At 42.3% G+C, this 15,610-nt stretch carries 16 protein-coding genes; all 16 read right to left on the bottom strand.

The window, feature by feature from the left end:
• Nucleotides 1-6: 6 nt before the first annotated feature.
• The 16 genes from ACSAJE_RS01865 to sigE all read right to left on the bottom strand — a co-directional run bounded on the left by ACSAJE_RS01865 (nucleotide 7) and on the right by sigE (nucleotide 15,570).
• Nucleotides 7-768, bottom strand: a complete 762-nt coding sequence (locus ACSAJE_RS01865) for a MotE family protein (protein WP_022026248.1) — start codon at nucleotides 766-768, stop codon at nucleotides 7-9.
• A gap of 4 nt (nucleotides 769-772) precedes the next feature.
• Entirely contained in the window at nucleotides 773-1,228 is a 456-nt protein-coding gene (gene fliJ / locus ACSAJE_RS01860) for a flagellar export protein FliJ (RefSeq protein ID WP_118690147.1), read from the bottom strand.
• A 5-nt stretch (nucleotides 1,229-1,233) separates the two neighbouring features.
• Nucleotides 1,234-2,547, bottom strand: a complete 1,314-nt coding sequence (fliI, locus tag ACSAJE_RS01855) for a flagellar protein export ATPase FliI (protein ID WP_118506340.1) — start codon at nucleotides 2,545-2,547, stop codon at nucleotides 1,234-1,236.
• 60 nt (nucleotides 2,548-2,607) lie between these two features.
• Complete coding sequence (locus tag ACSAJE_RS01850) at nucleotides 2,608-3,459, bottom strand: FliH/SctL family protein (protein ID WP_182448185.1); 852 nt, start codon at nucleotides 3,457-3,459, stop codon at nucleotides 2,608-2,610.
• Complete coding sequence (fliG, locus tag ACSAJE_RS01845) at nucleotides 3,452-4,462, bottom strand: flagellar motor switch protein FliG (RefSeq protein ID WP_022025437.1); 1,011 nt, start codon at nucleotides 4,460-4,462, stop codon at nucleotides 3,452-3,454. The genes ACSAJE_RS01850 and fliG overlap by 8 nt, the downstream gene beginning before the upstream one ends.
• Before the next feature lie 49 nt (nucleotides 4,463-4,511).
• Nucleotides 4,512-6,128: a hypothetical protein gene (locus tag ACSAJE_RS01840; RefSeq protein ID WP_118506338.1), complete on the bottom strand. Its 1,617-nt coding sequence runs from the start codon at nucleotides 6,126-6,128 to the stop codon at nucleotides 4,512-4,514.
• Between the two features lie 37 nt (nucleotides 6,129-6,165).
• The gene (gene fliE, locus ACSAJE_RS01835; RefSeq protein ID WP_118506337.1) at nucleotides 6,166-6,510 is read right to left on the bottom strand and encodes a flagellar hook-basal body complex protein FliE; all 345 of its coding nucleotides are present in this window, start codon (nucleotides 6,508-6,510) and stop codon (nucleotides 6,166-6,168) included.
• A 36-nt stretch (nucleotides 6,511-6,546) separates the two neighbouring features.
• Entirely contained in the window at nucleotides 6,547-6,987 is a 441-nt protein-coding gene (gene flgC, locus ACSAJE_RS01830) for a flagellar basal body rod protein FlgC (protein WP_022025440.1), read from the bottom strand.
• Nucleotides 6,988-7,052: 65 nt separating this feature from the next.
• Nucleotides 7,053-7,439: a flagellar basal body rod protein FlgB gene (gene flgB / locus ACSAJE_RS01825; RefSeq protein ID WP_022025441.1), complete on the bottom strand. Its 387-nt coding sequence runs from the start codon at nucleotides 7,437-7,439 to the stop codon at nucleotides 7,053-7,055.
• A gap of 228 nt (nucleotides 7,440-7,667) precedes the next feature.
• Nucleotides 7,668-9,746, bottom strand: coding sequence for a type I DNA topoisomerase (gene topA / locus ACSAJE_RS01820; RefSeq protein WP_022025442.1), 2,079 nt, complete (start codon nucleotides 9,744-9,746; stop codon nucleotides 7,668-7,670).
• Nucleotides 9,747-9,802: 56 nt separating this feature from the next.
• Nucleotides 9,803-10,897, bottom strand: a complete 1,095-nt coding sequence (gene dprA / locus ACSAJE_RS01815) for a DNA-processing protein DprA (protein ID WP_458009535.1) — start codon at nucleotides 10,895-10,897, stop codon at nucleotides 9,803-9,805.
• A gap of 15 nt (nucleotides 10,898-10,912) precedes the next feature.
• Nucleotides 10,913-12,448: a YifB family Mg chelatase-like AAA ATPase gene (locus ACSAJE_RS01810; protein WP_022025444.1), complete on the bottom strand. Its 1,536-nt coding sequence runs from the start codon at nucleotides 12,446-12,448 to the stop codon at nucleotides 10,913-10,915.
• 650 nt (nucleotides 12,449-13,098) lie between these two features.
• A complete protein-coding gene (gene nrdR / locus ACSAJE_RS01805) occupies nucleotides 13,099-13,551 on the bottom strand; it encodes a transcriptional regulator NrdR (RefSeq protein WP_022025446.1) in 453 nt (150 codons plus the stop codon).
• Between the two features lie 125 nt (nucleotides 13,552-13,676).
• Complete coding sequence (locus ACSAJE_RS01800; protein ID WP_347474464.1) at nucleotides 13,677-13,943, bottom strand: YlmC/YmxH family sporulation protein; 267 nt, start codon at nucleotides 13,941-13,943, stop codon at nucleotides 13,677-13,679.
• Between the two features lie 47 nt (nucleotides 13,944-13,990).
• Nucleotides 13,991-14,767: an RNA polymerase sporulation sigma factor SigG gene (gene sigG, locus ACSAJE_RS01795; protein ID WP_022025448.1), complete on the bottom strand. Its 777-nt coding sequence runs from the start codon at nucleotides 14,765-14,767 to the stop codon at nucleotides 13,991-13,993.
• A 56-nt stretch (nucleotides 14,768-14,823) separates the two neighbouring features.
• Nucleotides 14,824-15,570: an RNA polymerase sporulation sigma factor SigE gene (gene sigE / locus ACSAJE_RS01790; protein WP_022025449.1), complete on the bottom strand. Its 747-nt coding sequence runs from the start codon at nucleotides 15,568-15,570 to the stop codon at nucleotides 14,824-14,826.
• Nucleotides 15,571-15,610: the final 40 nt, after the last annotated feature.

Genomic DNA, 15,610 nt, shown 5'->3' with positions numbered 1-15,610 from the left:
CTGTCATTATTTATCGATGGCAGATATCTTTTTAGAAATCTGTGCTGCAAATGTGCTATCCATTTCCTGAAGGATCGCAGCAGCCTTTTTCTCCGGCATATTTTCAATTATATCACACACCAGATCCAGATCTTCCTTCATTTCCTGCAGCGTTTGCGCCGCTGAAGCCGCCTCCATATTCGAATAATAAGTTGCCAACTCTTTTGCCTTCTCTGTAGAACGCTCAGACTTTACAACCTGTCGATATATTTTCTCTGCATTGTCCGGTGAAATTTCTTCGTAATACTTGCGGTATTCCGAAGCATCCGGCGCATTGTCTGTAAATACTACCTTTTCATCAAATTCCGCCACCCGCTTATTGAATGCGTCTACATCGTCTTTATACTTCTGCAGCTGTTTTACCTTCGCCTCCAGATTTTTGATATAATCCGAATTTGCACTGGTCGTTCCGGATTCGGAAGCAAGTTGTCCCTCCAACTCTTCAATACGGGCATTTGCCGACTTTAATGTTGTATATTTATAGTTGCCTTCCTCTGCCTGCTGTTCCTCTGAAACACTCGGCAATATTTTATTAACAAGCGGAACGTCCTTCAGTACCGGATACAGCACATTACTGCCGATACCTCCCACATCCAGCTTTATCAAAAAAGCAAAAACCACAAGCCAGATTATGATAATGATCAATGCGATCAGCGCAGTCACCAGTTTACTTCCTGCACTTTCCGGCTGATCAATCCCCTTAATCTTTTTATCGTCTTTTTTTGCCATTTTCTTAATCCTCACTTTCTATCTTGCTGCCATGTCGAAAACTTACCAGTTCATCTACTTCTTTCTGCTCTGCAACATTCAGCTCCAGCTTAAACTCTTCAAAAGCGCGTTCTTTTAACTTTTCATATGTTTTACGCTCTTTCATGGCATCATCCAGTTTTTTTCTCGCTTTGGCAACTTTCTCTTCCTGCTGTTTTATGATGTGCTGCTGCTCACGAATACAGATCTTCATATCCTCCACAGCTTGCTCATACTGCTTGATCCTCGGCATATCCAATGTATCATGCAAACATTCCGTCAACTGCTGTTCATAATACAGTTTCTTTTGTTCCAGCAAAATCTTTTTTTGCTCTTCTTCCCGTAATTTGGAAATTTCTAAACCGTACTCAGCTTTTGCCTGACTTTCCAGCTTTTCTTTAACAGCCAAAATATTTTGCATTTTGAACACAAACTTTGCCATTTAGACTATTCCTCCTCGAAAATGTCACATAACATTTTTACTTCATCCTCAAAAGTGAATTTTTCATTGACCCCCTGCATCAAATAGTCATTCACCGCATCTATCTTTTCCAGGGCATAATCAATATTTTTATTGGATCCCGGCTTATACGCACCGATATTGACCAGATCTTCTGCCTCTCGATATGTCGCCAATACGTTGTTTAACCGGCCACTCGCCTTTTTGTGTTCGTCCGTCACAATACTGCTCATAACACGAGAAATGCTCTGTAATATGTCAATCGCCGGATAATGATTCGAATGTGCGATCTTTCGATCCAGTACGATATGTCCATCCAAAATGCTTCGTGCGGTGTCTGCAATCGGTTCATTAAAATCATCACCATCGACCAATACCGTATACAGACCGGTAATAGAACCTTTATCCGAACGCCCGGCTCTCTCGAGAAGCTGGGGCATTTCCGAATAAACACTTGGCGGGTAACCGCGGGAAACCGGCGGCTCGCCGGAAGCAAGGCCAATCTCTCTTTGTGCCATTGAAAAACGAGTTAAGGAATCCATCATCAAGAGTACATCTTTGCCCTGATCTCGAAAATACTCTGCGATCGCCGTAGCTGTCATCGCCGCTTTCTTACGGATCAGTGCCGGCTTATCGGAAGTTGCGACGACCATCACAGATCGTTTCATTCCTTCCGGGCCAAGATCACGTTCAATAAACTCTCTCACCTCTCTGCCACGCTCTCCGATCAGTGCGATCACGTTAATATCCGCTTTTGTATTGCGGGCAAACATACCGAGCAGCGTACTCTTACCGACGCCACTACCGGCAAAGATGCCGATTCTCTGTCCTTTACCTACCGTGATCAGACCATCTACCGCTTTCACTCCAAGCGGCAGCACCTCATCGATCAGCTGTCTTGTCAATGGATCCGGCGGTTGTGCTTCAACTGAATAAGGCACCCCACCTTGAATCTCATGATGATCCATCGGGCTGCCCAGTCCATCTAACACACATCCCAAAATATCATCACTGACCATTACCTGAAGCGGTGCATCCGTATTTTCTACGCGACTGCCAACGCCAACACCCTCTGTAGAATCATACGGCATCAACAATACACGATCATCACGAAATCCTACCACTTCTGCATTGATCACCTGATTCGTATCTTTGGTGATAATGTGACATAAATCATTCAATTTTGCGCTCGGTCCTATCGATTCCACCGTAAGGCCGACTACTTTCGCCACTTTGCCCAGACGCTTTTCATAGGACTGTTCCAACAATATATTATATTTCGATAAATCCATGAAATCCATCCGGTCTCACTCCTTTTCCTCTATCTCTGTGGCAAACTAACTTTTCTGTATGCGATGCTCTTATAACGCCAAAGTATGCAGCTTTTCCTGCAGATTCTGTAACTGTACATCCAAGCTGCAGTCAATCATTTTATCCTCTGTCTCAATAATACATTGATTGGCAGACAAGCTGGCATCTTCTAAAATATCAAATTCCGTCTGCTCCGGGAGCTGTTCCTTTAACTCCGCTTTATGTCCTGACACAACTGCCATATCTTCTCCTGAAACCCGAAGAACAACCTGTTTAGGCCGATCCAACGTGCCTTCTGCATTTTGGATCAGATGTAAAATTACCTCTTTATTTTCTGCACACACCTGTCCGGTTAATTTCTCGACAAGTTTTGCTGTCAGATCCGCAAAAAATGATTCCATCTGCTGTCTCTGCTGTCTGATCTGATCTAACTCCTGCTCCACCGACTGACGCAGTTCCTCTTCTATCTGCTGTAACTGTTCCTCCGCAGCCGCAAGTCCTTCCTGCTTACCGGCATCAAATCCCTCAGAATGTGCCATGGTTTTAATCTGTTCAGCTTGTTGTGTCGCATGTTGTACGAGTTCCTCTGCTTCTGCCTCCGCCTTTGCAAGAATGTCATTCTTTTCCTGCATTACCTGTTTGTTCACTTCATCAGATAGTTTTTGGCGTTCTTCCTCGCGTACATCATCCATGTGGATGACCGGTATCCCATCTTGAAACGATTGTGCCTGTCCCGATGCTAACTCCTCAGCCGTAAGCGGTTGAAATGTATAGGAATCCTGTTTTGATTCCTCCGCTGTATACATCTGTGGGATCAGCTCTTCCATTCGTTGTTCCGAATCAATGATATGCTTCTGCTTTGCATCCACATTAAAGTAGACCGATTTTAATACATTAGACAACGATCTCGTCACCTCCACCTCTGGAAATGATAATCTCTGCAGAGTCTTCCAATTTGCGAATAATATTAACGATCTTCTGTTGTGCTTCCTCAACATCTTTCATACGCACAGGTCCCATAAACTCCATGTCTTCTTTGATCATGCTGGCAAGACGTTTGGAAAGATTGCTGAAGATAAGATTCTGTACTTCCTCGTTGGAACCTTTGAGGGCGATCGCTAATTCGTTATTATCCACTTCACGAAGTACACGCTGCACAGAACGGTCGTCCAAGGACAAAATATCCTCGAATACAAACATCTTCTTGCGGATCTCGTCGGCAAGCTCCGGATCCTCGATCTCCATGCTCTCCATAATATGTTTTTCGGTTCCACGATCAACCGTATTCAAAATCTCTACGATAGCATCGACACCACCAACCACGGTGTAATCCTGGTTGACCAAAGAAGATAACTTTTGTTCTAATACTTTCTCGACCTCTTTGATCACATCCGGTGATGTACGGTCCATCTGCGCAATACGTTTTGCTACATCCGTCTGCTTATCCGGCGGCAATGCAGAAATAATTGCAGATGCCTGTCCGGAAGACAGATAGGATAAAATGAGTGCAATTGTCTGTGGATGCTCATCCTGAATAAAGTTAAGTAATTGGCTGGCATCTGTCTTTCGAACAAATTCAAACGGTCGGACTTGCAGAGATGCAGTCAATTTTCCGATCACATCTTTGGCACGTTCTGCTCCCAATGCTTTCTCAAGCAGATCTTTCGCATAGGCAACACCGCCCTCTGCAATATACTGCTGTGCCAGACACACATCATAGAACTCATCCAACACCTGATCTTTCATTGCCGGTGAGACGCTTCTGGTATTGGATATTTCCAGTGTCAATTGTTCAATTTCATCTTCCTTAAGGTGCTTAAAAACATTTGCAGACTTGTCCGGTCCCAATGCGATCAACAGGACTGCCGCCTTTTGTACACCACTAAGTTCTTCTGATCTTGCCATGTTTCACCCTCTTTTCTCGAAAACTGTCTAATTCATGTTCTTCTGCCGCTTAGCTCCAATCATCATTCAGCCAATTACGCAGCAGCTGTGCCACCGCTTCCGGATTCTCATCCACAAATTTCTCGATCATCTTTCTCGTTTCTGATTTATCACTAAATTCTATATCCTCTAAGGACTGGTTCTCTTTGGTTGTGGCAAGCAATTGCTCCACCGAAAGTTCCGGCTCTTCATCTGCCACCTTAACCGGTGCTGTTCCGCGAAGTACAACAAATATCAAAAGTGCAATGATAAGTACCGCTAAGATGATCATTAAATAATCTTTCAAAGAGCGGGATGTGTCTGTCTTTGCTACAAATTTTGGTACTTCATATGCTAACACCGTTATCTTACCGGTATCTACACCTGTAGCATTTGCTACTAATTGGATCTGTTCCGTGGTCAGCTGGATCTCCGTACGTTTATTATTGGCTGCAATATACTCCTCAAAGGTCATATTATCCAAACTGCCATCTTTCTCCAGATCTGCCTCATTATATACTTTGTAACGCAGTGCTACGATAGCCAGACTGGATTGATCCTTCTGTACCGTCGGTATTTCTTTCTTAATGTTTTTGATCGTTTCATCTGTCAGAAGTCCCTCATATTTTTCAATCTTAACAGAATTAGACGAATTGTTTCCTTTATTGATCACGGTATCCGTATCGTCATCATTGGAACCGGTTCCCGGTTCGCCGGATACACCGTTGCTTCCCTCCTGTACATAATTATACAGTTTTGTCGGATAACCATAATCTCGACCATCTGCAACCTTATATTCCTTCGAAAGTTCTTCTGCTTTCGTCATATCGAAAGCGATACCCTGCGTACCAACCTGCACATCATCGTAATCTAATTTCACCAAAAGATCGGTCACGTTGGACGCCATCGTATTACGTAATTTTTCGCAATATTCATCAACACCGCCATTTATGGCTGTTCCAAGGCCACCGGACGTTGAACCATTATACCAGCATGTTCCATCGGTATCGTTGATAATAACATTCTCAACATCCGTTCCAACGGCATTTGCAAGCCAGTATGCAAGTGCCTGCGCTGTCGCCTGATCAAGCTTATCTTCATTTTCTTTATTTACGGTAATGCGCGCTGTAATAGATGTTTTACCTTCCTCATCCAAAATGCTGTATGTACTCTCCGGAACATCGATAAATACATCCGCATCATCAATAAAAGAATACTTTACCATACTCTTTTGAATATCAGATTGCAACGCCAAAATACGCTTTTGGTCTTTTTCGCTCTCTGTTGTCGACATGGAATTGTTAAATGCACTGTCCCATGTATATCCGGTATCTACTAAATTGTTATCGCTCATTGTATACAACGCATCCGTCATATCATCATCATGGACATATAAGGTCAATCCATCTTTTGAAGATTTGTGCGAAACATTTGCATCATCCAATGCCTTTGCCATTGCATTCGCATCATTTAGATTATTAAATTCATTAAATTTTACCCAAGTCGGTCGGGATACAAAATACGTTGTAAGTCCGATCGCGAGAAGAACAACACAGATCACACTTATAATGATCGTCTTCTGCACTCCGGTATATTTATTCCAAAATTCCACAAATTTCGTGGGGATTTGTTTGATTCTTTCCTGCATAACAAGACTCTCCTACTCCCTTATGTATCGGGTTTTATTAGAACTGCATATTCATAATTTCTTTATACGCATCAACAACTGCATCTCTCACTGCAACCGTATATTGCAATGATACATTCGCTTTCTGTTGTGCGATCTGCAGATCATGTATGCTATCGGATTCTCCTAATGCATATTTAATTTCCTCTTCCTCCGCAGCATTGCTGTATGCATTGGTTTCTTCGATAAGATTCAGTGCAGACTGAAACACACTGTCAAACGCAGTTCCCTGTTGCTCCGACTCCACTAACATCGAGTCAGACTTATCAGTCAATTTAGAAGCAACCTGCGGCGTCTGAAACGCTGTCATCAGATCAACACCTGATAATGCCGTTAGATCCATATTATTTCATACCTTTCCTTTGTTATTTTCTCTTAATTACTGCCCAATCTCCAATGCCTTTAATTCCATATTTTTGGAAGCATTGAACGCAGTGACATTTGCTTCATAAGAACGACTGGCATCAATCATATCTGTCATTTCTGTCACTGTATTTACGTTCGGATAATAAACATATCCGTCTTCATCGGCATCCGGATGCGTCGGATCATACACCATCTTAAGTGGCTCCTCCGTATCCTCAAAAATCTCAGAGATCTTAACTCCCTTACCCATCATTCCGGTTGCACCGGCGAGCGTGTCGCTAAATGTCGGGTAGCTTTTCTCCTCGAAAATAACAGATTTGCGACGGTACACGTTACCATCAGCATCTCTGGTACTGTTCACATTAGCAATATTTTGCGAGATCACATCTAAACGAGTGCGCTGCGCGGTCATGCCGGTTGCGCTGATGTTCATCGCTGAAAAAACATTTCCCATAGTTCTCTCCATTTCTGTATAACTGTTTTACTCTCATGCTTACAGCCTGCACTCAGAAACACAAATTATTTCTGCATAACCATCTTAAGACGCGAAAACTCCTGACTGACCGAATCTAACATTGTATAATATTTGATCTGGTTCTTAGCCAATTCCGCACTTTCCGTATCAATGTCGACATTATTACCGTCCAAACGATAATCAACATTGCCATAGTCTGTATAGGTGGTCCCGGTCAGCGTATCCAGGTCAACATTTGCAATATCCTCATCCAAAGAAGACCCAAGTGTTACCGCACTGCTTAAGTATTCCTCAAACTTTAGATCTTTACGCTTGTAATTAGGGGTATCCACATTTGCTATGTTGTTGGAAATCAACGAATTTCTAGTCCAACTTGCATCACATGTCTTTTCCAACACATTGATGTAGTTGTATGCTCCCGATGATATCATAGCTCCAACTCCTTTCTATCCACTGCTCTATATCTGCAATATGCCGGGACATCATCTCCAGCCCTGTAAATCAAGGTGGTAAGGTTGTCCACGTTATTTAAACATAGAAATACACATAATTAATTATAATATAAACCGCATAAATTACAAGTGAAAATTAGAAAAAAAGAGCAGACATAACTATCCTTACAGTTCCATCTGCTCTTTCTGTGTCTTCCTTGACGCTGTTTATTCTTCTGTTTTCTTCGGCATACTCTTTGAAAATCCACATTGTTTATCCATACAAGCAAGCTTATTACCTTTTTCGACCATCGGGCCGCCACATTCCGGACAATGTTCCGTAGACGGTTTCTGCCATGACATAAACTCGCATTCAGGATATGAGAGACATCCATAATAACGTCTTCCCTTTTTGTTCTTGCGGATCACAATCTCCCCGCCACATTTTGGACATGGAATACCTGTCTTTTCCAAATATGGTTTTGTATTGCGGCACTCTGGAAATCCAGGGCATGCTAAGAATTTACCATGCGGACCATATTTAACCACCATATTTCGTCCGCATTCCTCACAAATAACGTCGGTTACCTCATCTTCAATCTTAACTTCTTCCAGTTCTTTCTGTGCCTTTTCCACCGCTTCATGAAGATCCGGGTAGAAGTTACGCACGACCGTTTTCCATGCAACCGACCCATCTTCGACACGATCTAACAGACCTTCCATATATGCTGTAAAATTCACATCAACAATACTCGCAAAAGATTTTTTCATAATGGAATTTACAACTTCTCCAAGTTCTGTGATATATAAATTTTTCTGTTCTTTCGCAACATAATGCCGATTGATGATCGTTGAGATCGTCGGAGCATACGTACTTGGTCTTCCTATACCAAGTTCCTCCAGAGTCTTTACCAGAGACGCCTCTGTAAAATGTGCAGGTGGCTGTGTAAAGTGTTGACTCTTTTCAAAGTTTCCAGCCTTAAGTTTTGTGCCTTTCTCCAAATTGCGGGATAAAGACTTCTTTTCTATCTTATCTTCTTCCGTCTGATAAATAGTCAGATAACCGGAAAATACTACTTTAGATACGGCAGTCGTAAAACGGTACTTATCCGTATCAATCTTGATCGAAGTCGTTTCAAAACTGGCCCCTGCCATCTGGCTTGCCAAAAAACGCTTCCAGATCAACTGATACAAACGAAAATGATCTCTTGACAATGCCTCCTTGACCATAGTTGGCGACAGATCTACATAAGTAGGTCGAATTGCCTCATGTGCGTCCTGAATTTTTTTATTATCTTTTCGGGCAGCTGCAGTCTGCGCCACATAATCTTTACCGTAATTTTCTTCTATATATTCTTTGGCACTCGCCTTAGCTTCATCTGAAATACGTGTCGAATCTGTACGAAGATACGTGATCAAACCAATCGTCCCGCGCCCCTTGATCGCAAATCCCTCATAAAGTCCCTGCGCCAGGCGCATTGTCTTCTGCGTTGAAAAGTTCAACGTCTTTGCCGCCTCCTGCTGCAAAGTACTTGTGGTAAATGGCAATGGACTTTTCTTTCTTCTTGTAGAAGTCTTCATATCAGATACCGTAAATTCCGACTGATTCAATTCAGCGATAATATCATCAAGCTGCTGTTCTGTTTCGATCGGCATTTTTTCTTTTGTCGTTCCATAAAAATCTGCGACAAACGGCTTTTTGTCCTTTTCTGCGCGAAACTCTCCCGACAGAGTCCAGTACTCCTTGGAAATAAAATTGTTGATCTCTGTTTCACGGTCAGCAATGATACGCAATGCAACTGACTGAACACGTCCGGCACTAAGACCTCTCTTAACCTTTGCCCAAAGAACCGGGCTGATCTGATAACCCACCATTCGATCTAACACGCGTCTTGCCTGCTGTGCATCCACAAGGTTCATATCAATGTCTCTTGCCTCTTTGATCGACTTTTTTACTGCATTTTTGGTAATCTCATTAAAGGTAATACGACTGGTATTTTTATCATCTAATTTTAGTGCCTTGGACAAATGCCACGAAATTGCCTCTCCCTCTCGGTCCGGGTCAGTTGCGAGATATATCTTATCAGCCTTTTTCACTGCTTTGCGCAGTTTTGCCAACAAATCTCCCTTTCCACGGATTGTAATATACTTGGGTTCAAAATCATTCTCTATATCAATACCAAGTGTACTTTTGGGTAAATCACGAACATGTCCATTAGATGCTACGACTTCATAGGTACTTCCTAAAAACTTCTTAATCGTTGTTGCCTTAGAAGGAGACTCGACGATCACCAGATTTTTAGCCATGTTACTACCTGCCTTTCCCTTCTTTCTTACCATACTTTGAAAATACGACTGATCTCTTAAATTTTTAAAGCATAATAATGTTGGCCCACCATATTAACCAACTTCTTCTGTTCTAAGGACGCTAATACTTCCATCGTTTGCGGTACACTAAGTCCTGTCTGTGCAACAATTTCCGATATATGTATCCCATCAAAACCTAAAATAGCATACACTATTTTTTCAGCAGTTTCAAGCATTACCTCATTTTTTTTCTTCTGAGCACTGTAATTTATGTCCCAGAAAGCACCCAGACCATCTAAAATATCTTGAATATCTGTCACAACAGCAGCACCAGATTTAAGAAGTTGATTACCGCCCGCATAACTTGGATCTAAAATATTTCCCGGCACAATAAATACTTCTTTGCCCTGTTCCAGTGCACACTCTGCCGTGATCAACGAGCCACTCCCTTCTCTGGCTGCGATCACAAGTACGCCATCTGATAAACCGCTGATGATTCGATTTCGTCTGGCAAAGTTACTCCGAAATCCTCTGCTGCCGGGTGCATACTCCGAAATTACCGCTCCCCGTCTCTGCATCAGCATATATTGTTCGATATGTTCTCGCGGATAACAGATATCAACACCTGTTCCAAGCACACCATATGTCTTTCCTCCCGGAATGTCTAAAGCACCTTTTTGTGCACTGATGTCAATACCCCGCGCCAATCCGCTTACGACCGCAATGCCATTTTCTGCCAATTGTCTGCCAAATCCGGCTGCAATCTCTCTACTTTCATAACCGGTATTGCGTCCACCAACAATAGCAATCGCCGGTCTATCGGTATCCGGCAGCATTCCGCGGTAAAACAACGCATACGGTGGATCCGGAATATAACGCAGTTTCTTCGGAAACGCCTCGCTTTCCTGTGAACAAAACCGAATCCCCCGCTGTTCCATTCTTTGCATTTTATGTTTGATTTCTTTGACCGTCTCCGGCTTACCAAGCAGCGTTTTATCCCGCTCCGAAAAAACAGGTGATTCTTTTAGCTTTGTTTTGTCACCATAATAGATTTGCTCTGCATTTCCATAAATTTGTTGCAATTCATGTCTTTTCTTAGCACCAATCCCTCGTAATGTATACAGCCAATAGGCGAATAATTCCTGCTCCACAGCCTACTCCTTTCTTTAGACATTGACATCTGTGTTGTCTTGCGGAAAACTTCGGTAACAAACTGCTTCACTTAGATGATGACGTTTGATCTCTTGACTGTGATCTAGATCAGCAATACTTCTTGCTACCTTTAATATTTTGTGATACCCTCTTGCAGTCAGTGACTTTTGATCAAAAATCCCCCGTAAATATGCCTCAGCGTCTGCCGAAAGAACGCAATAACGTTTTACCCCCTGCGCCGTCAGTTCTCCATTGTACCGAAAGCTTTCTCCTTCGTACCGTTTTGTTTGAATTTTTTGTGCCTCCATAACACGCTCCCGAATCTGTGCGGAAGATTCCTCCTCTCCACGATTCTCCAATTCATCATAATTTAGCGAAACCGTCTCCGTACATATGTCGATGCGATCTAAGATCGGACGACTGATTCTGCCAAAATATTTACGGATCTGTGCTGTGGTGCAGTTACACTTGCGCCGGTCAGGATAGAATCCACATAGGCACGGGTTAGCTGCAGCCACAAGCTGGCATTTGGCCGGATATCGGTATGATCCTTCCAACCTTGATATCGTGACAAAACCTTCCTCTAATGGCTGTCTAAGCACCTCCACAGACTGTCGTTGAAATTCCGGTAATTCATCTAAGAACAGAACACCACCGCTACTCAGGCTGCACTCACCCGGCTTTGGATACCGTCCACCTCCGACAAGTGCTGTCTGTGGAATCGTATGGTGTGGTGAACGAAAGGGACGTTCCATTACAAGCGGGTGTTTTTCATCCAGCAAACCGCTCACACTATAAATTTTGGAAATTTCCATCTGTTCCTCAAAAGACAAGGGTGGCATAATTCCCGGTATCCTTCTTGCAATCATCGTCTTGCCGGAGCCGGGAGGCCCCACCATCAATATATTATGTCTACCTGCCACAGCCACTTCTACTGCTCGTTTTACGGCTGCCTGACCACAAATATCCCGAAAATCCGGCAAATCCTCTCTCAAATTGCCTATAAATTCCACACGTTCTGTGTCTACATGGATATCCGGAGCATTTTGCAAAAAATCAATGACTTCTGAAAGCAAATGCACTCCAACAACCCGTATTCCCTCCACGATCTGAGCTTCTTTCATATTATCAGCTGGTACAATGCAATAATTGCAGCCATGCTCTAACGCCGTATACACCATAGGAAGAACTCCATTGATCGGCTGGATTGTTCCATCCAGACTTAGTTCACCCAAAAGCATACCACCCTCCAGATATTCCTGTGGGAAGTAACCTAACGCACCTAAAATCGCTGCTGCGATCGCAAGATCATACCCTGTTCCCGCTTTGCGAAAATCCGCCGGTGACAGATTAATTGTTATTTTCTTGGGAGGAATACGAAAACCACTATTTCTGATTGCAATAGATACTCGTTCCTTCGCTTCTTTTACCTCGGAAGCCAAGAATCCGACCATAGAAAAACAAGGCAGTCCATCAGACACATCTGCCTCCACTTGAATCATACAGCCGTCAATCCCTTGAATGGCGGCACAAAAAGTTTCACAGAACATAACGTCCTTTCACTTTATCTTATAGAACTTTCTCTCTCTAATTTGACATTTTAATACACATGTTATATTCTGTCAACCCAAAACCTTATTATCCTAAACTCTTCGCACGTCAAAAACTACTGTCATGTCACATATTGCTTATTATGTCAACAATAAATATGATATTTTACAGTCGACAAACTAACTTGTTCTGCCTTCAGAGAACTAAGATAATTGCCGCAGAACGCTGAGTTTTCACTTGATTTCTTATTTTGTTAAGTCTCTGATGAATACATGCCTGAAGGAGTGTCTGAGATGTCCCGGTTTAGCAAGGTATCATCCATTTTTGGACGGGACGCTTTCGCTACGATGCGCTACGTCACGTTACTTAATGTCTCTGAAATACGAGACATAAGTAACGACGAGCGCAAAGTCCCTTTCAAAAATGATGAATACCTTGCTTCCGGGACTTCGAGTTTCCGAAAGGCATGTAAATCAATCATCAGAGACAACAAAATCTAGAAATCACGGAAAACGAAAATGCGGCAAGGCAATTACTATAGTTCTCTGATGGCAGAAATCGCTATGTTGTGGTTGCAAAATACTTAGTATTTTTTGACATAATAAGCAATATGTGACGACATGATAATTTTTGATGTGCGAAGTTTGAGTTATTTGTCTAAAATCTTTTTTAATTCTTCCATAAATGTATCGACATCTTTGAATTCACGGTAGATCGATGCAAAACGTACGTATGCAACTGCATCCAACTCTTCCAAATATCGCATAACGAGTTCTCCGATATAACTACTTGGTATCTCTCGTTCTTCCTTGCTAAATACCTTTGCCTCAACCTGATCCACAAGGTGGTTCATCTGAGGAACCGAAATCGGCCGTTTGTGGCAGGAACGGAATACACCTTTTTCAATTTTGGTGCGGTCATAAGGTTCCCTGGTCTGATCTTTTTTGATCACTACCAACGGAATTGCCTCCACTTTTTCATAAGTAGTGAAACGTTTTTGACATTTATCGCATTGTCTTCTGCGGCGAATCGACATATTTTCATCAGCCGGTCTTGAATCAATCACTCTGGTATCATCTTCTCCACAAAATGGACATTTCATTTCTTACCTCTTTCCGCATACCACCGGTTAATCCGTTGTCGTGATATGCAATTGTTCTCTTCTGTTATTATAGAGAACACATCTTAAAAACGCAAGGCAAAACCCCTTTTTGTTACAAGGAATCGTCAATCCCATTTACATTTTTTGAGGCATTTTTCCGTATCCACTTGAACCAGCACTACATCCGATCCAATGCGGCAAACACACTGATAGGGGACAATGTATTCATGGTCTCGACCTAAGATTCCTAACACCTTGCAAGGTCCCGGAATAATGAGTGTGCAGATCTGCCCTGTTTTTTCATCAAAATCTATGTCACACACATTTCCTAAGCGTTCTCCATCGCATACATTGATCACTTCTTTGTCACGAAGCTCACATAAACGCACCACTTTCCCCTTTCCACACGGACGATTTCTTATCTCTAATATATGATCTTTTATGCAAGATAATTCTTCATTTCCCGAAGGGCCTTCTTTTCCAGGCGGCTCACTTGTGCCTGCGAGATCTGAATCTCTTCTGCTACTTCCATTTGCGTTTTTCCTTCAAAATAACGCATATTGATGATCTGATGTTCTCTGTCAGCCAAACGGTCTATCGCTGCTTTTAAAGATATCTCCTCGACCCATTTTTCTTCTTTGTTCTTTTTATCACTGATCTGATCCAAAATATATAGGGTGTCTCCGCTCTCTGCATATACCGGTTCGTACAATGAAACCGGACTTTGGATCGCATCCAGCGCAAATACAATGTCCTCTGCCGGAATTTCCAATATCTTTGCCAGCTCCTCAATTGTTGGTTCGCGGTCCGACTGCTTCATTAGCATTTCCTTCGTGTAAATTGCTTTATAGGCAGTGTCACGGATCGACCGACTGACACGGATGCTGTTATTATCTCGCAAATACCGTCTCAATTCACCGATGATCATAGGAACGGCATACGTAGAAAATTTGACATTCATTGTAACATCAAAATGATCCACTGCTTTCATCAATCCGATGCAGCCAATCTGAAACAGATCATCAATATTCTCCCCGGAATTATAAAAACGCTGTATAATGCTAAGTACCAAACGCAGATTTCCTTTAATAAAAGTTTCTCTTGCAGCTCGGTCACCCTTACCAATCTTATCAAATAGTTCCTTTTTTTCTTCTTCGCTCAGTAAGGGCAGCTTTGCAGTATTTACTCCGCAAATCTCTACTTTATACATTCCCATAACCCTTCCTCCACGGCTTATTCTGTTATAAAGTAGGATTTACAAATTTATGTTTTTTATACTTGCTGCATGCGTAGGATTTCCTTTTTCAGCCGCTTCATTATCTTCTTTTCTAACCTAGAAATATAGGACTGGGAAATTCCCATCATATCTGCCACTTCTTTTTGTGTAAATTCCTTTCCATCCTTTCTGTCAATGCCAAAACGAAGCTCTATGATCGAACGTTCCCGTTCACTCAATAAACCTAACGCCTGTCTAAGCAGCCGTCGATCCACCTCATCTTCCAGGCCCTTTGAAATGACGTCTTCGTCCGTTCCTAAAATATCAGATAAAAGCAGCTCATTACCATCCCAGTCGACATTCAACGGCTCATCGATCGACACTTCATACTTCACCTTGTTATTACGCCGCAAAAACATTAATATCTCGTTCTCAATACAACGGGAAGCATATGTTGCTAATTTAATATTTTTGAGTGGATTAAAGGTATTGATCGCTTTAATAAGACCGATCGTCCCGATAGAAATCAAATCCTCTACTCCTATCCCTGTATTCTCAAACTTTTTTGCAATATACACAACAAGTCTGAGATTATGTTCGATCAGACTGCTTCTTGCCTCTTTGTCATGACTGCTCCCTAGTTTTGCTAGTATTTCTTTTTCCTCTTCTGCCGAAAATGGCGCCGGTAATATTTCCGCTCCTCCTATGTAATGAATATCCGTACCGTTTTTACTTCGAAAAATTCCTCCAAATTCCGAAGCGATACGAAGTTGAAATCGATTCGCCACTGATATCTTAAGCATAACAATCCCCTTTCTGTGTTCAATGTTCCTATTATGTCAA

The organism is Jutongia sp. SJQ-6, from assembly GCF_054161275.1.
The sequence above is the reverse complement of the archived record's forward strand: the minus strand, read 5'-3'. Positions and strand labels throughout refer to the sequence as shown.

Bases quoted from the DNA above. Each gene is read 5' to 3' on its own strand.
- topA (WP_022025442.1), bottom strand. From the start codon at position 9,746: ATGGCTAAAAATCTGGTGATCGTCGAGTCTCCTTCTAAGGCAACAACG.
- flgC (WP_022025440.1), bottom strand. From the start codon at position 6,987: ATGGGAAATGTTTTTTCAGCGATGAACATCAGCGCAACCGGCATGACC.
- fliG (WP_022025437.1), bottom strand. From the start codon at position 4,462: ATGGCAAGATCAGAAGAACTTAGTGGTGTACAAAAGGCGGCAGTCCTG.
- ACSAJE_RS01810 (WP_022025444.1), bottom strand. From the start codon at position 12,448: ATGTTCTGTGAAACTTTTTGTGCCGCCATTCAAGGGATTGACGGCTGT.
- fliI (WP_118506340.1), bottom strand. From the start codon at position 2,547: ATGGATTTCATGGATTTATCGAAATATAATATATTGTTGGAACAGTCC.
- ACSAJE_RS01840 (WP_118506338.1), bottom strand. From the start codon at position 6,128: ATGCAGGAAAGAATCAAACAAATCCCCACGAAATTTGTGGAATTTTGG.
- flgB (WP_022025441.1), bottom strand. From the start codon at position 7,439: ATGATATCATCGGGAGCATACAACTACATCAATGTGTTGGAAAAGACA.
- ACSAJE_RS01865 (WP_022026248.1), bottom strand. From the start codon at position 768: ATGGCAAAAAAAGACGATAAAAAGATTAAGGGGATTGATCAGCCGGAA.
- sigG (WP_022025448.1), bottom strand. From the start codon at position 14,767: ATGGGAATGTATAAAGTAGAGATTTGCGGAGTAAATACTGCAAAGCTG.
- sigE (WP_022025449.1), bottom strand. From the start codon at position 15,570: ATGCTTAAGATATCAGTGGCGAATCGATTTCAACTTCGTATCGCTTCG.
- nrdR (WP_022025446.1), bottom strand. From the start codon at position 13,551: ATGAAATGTCCATTTTGTGGAGAAGATGATACCAGAGTGATTGATTCA.
- fliJ (WP_118690147.1), bottom strand. From the start codon at position 1,228: ATGGCAAAGTTTGTGTTCAAAATGCAAAATATTTTGGCTGTTAAAGAA.
- fliE (WP_118506337.1), bottom strand. From the start codon at position 6,510: ATGGATCTAACGGCATTATCAGGTGTTGATCTGATGACAGCGTTTCAG.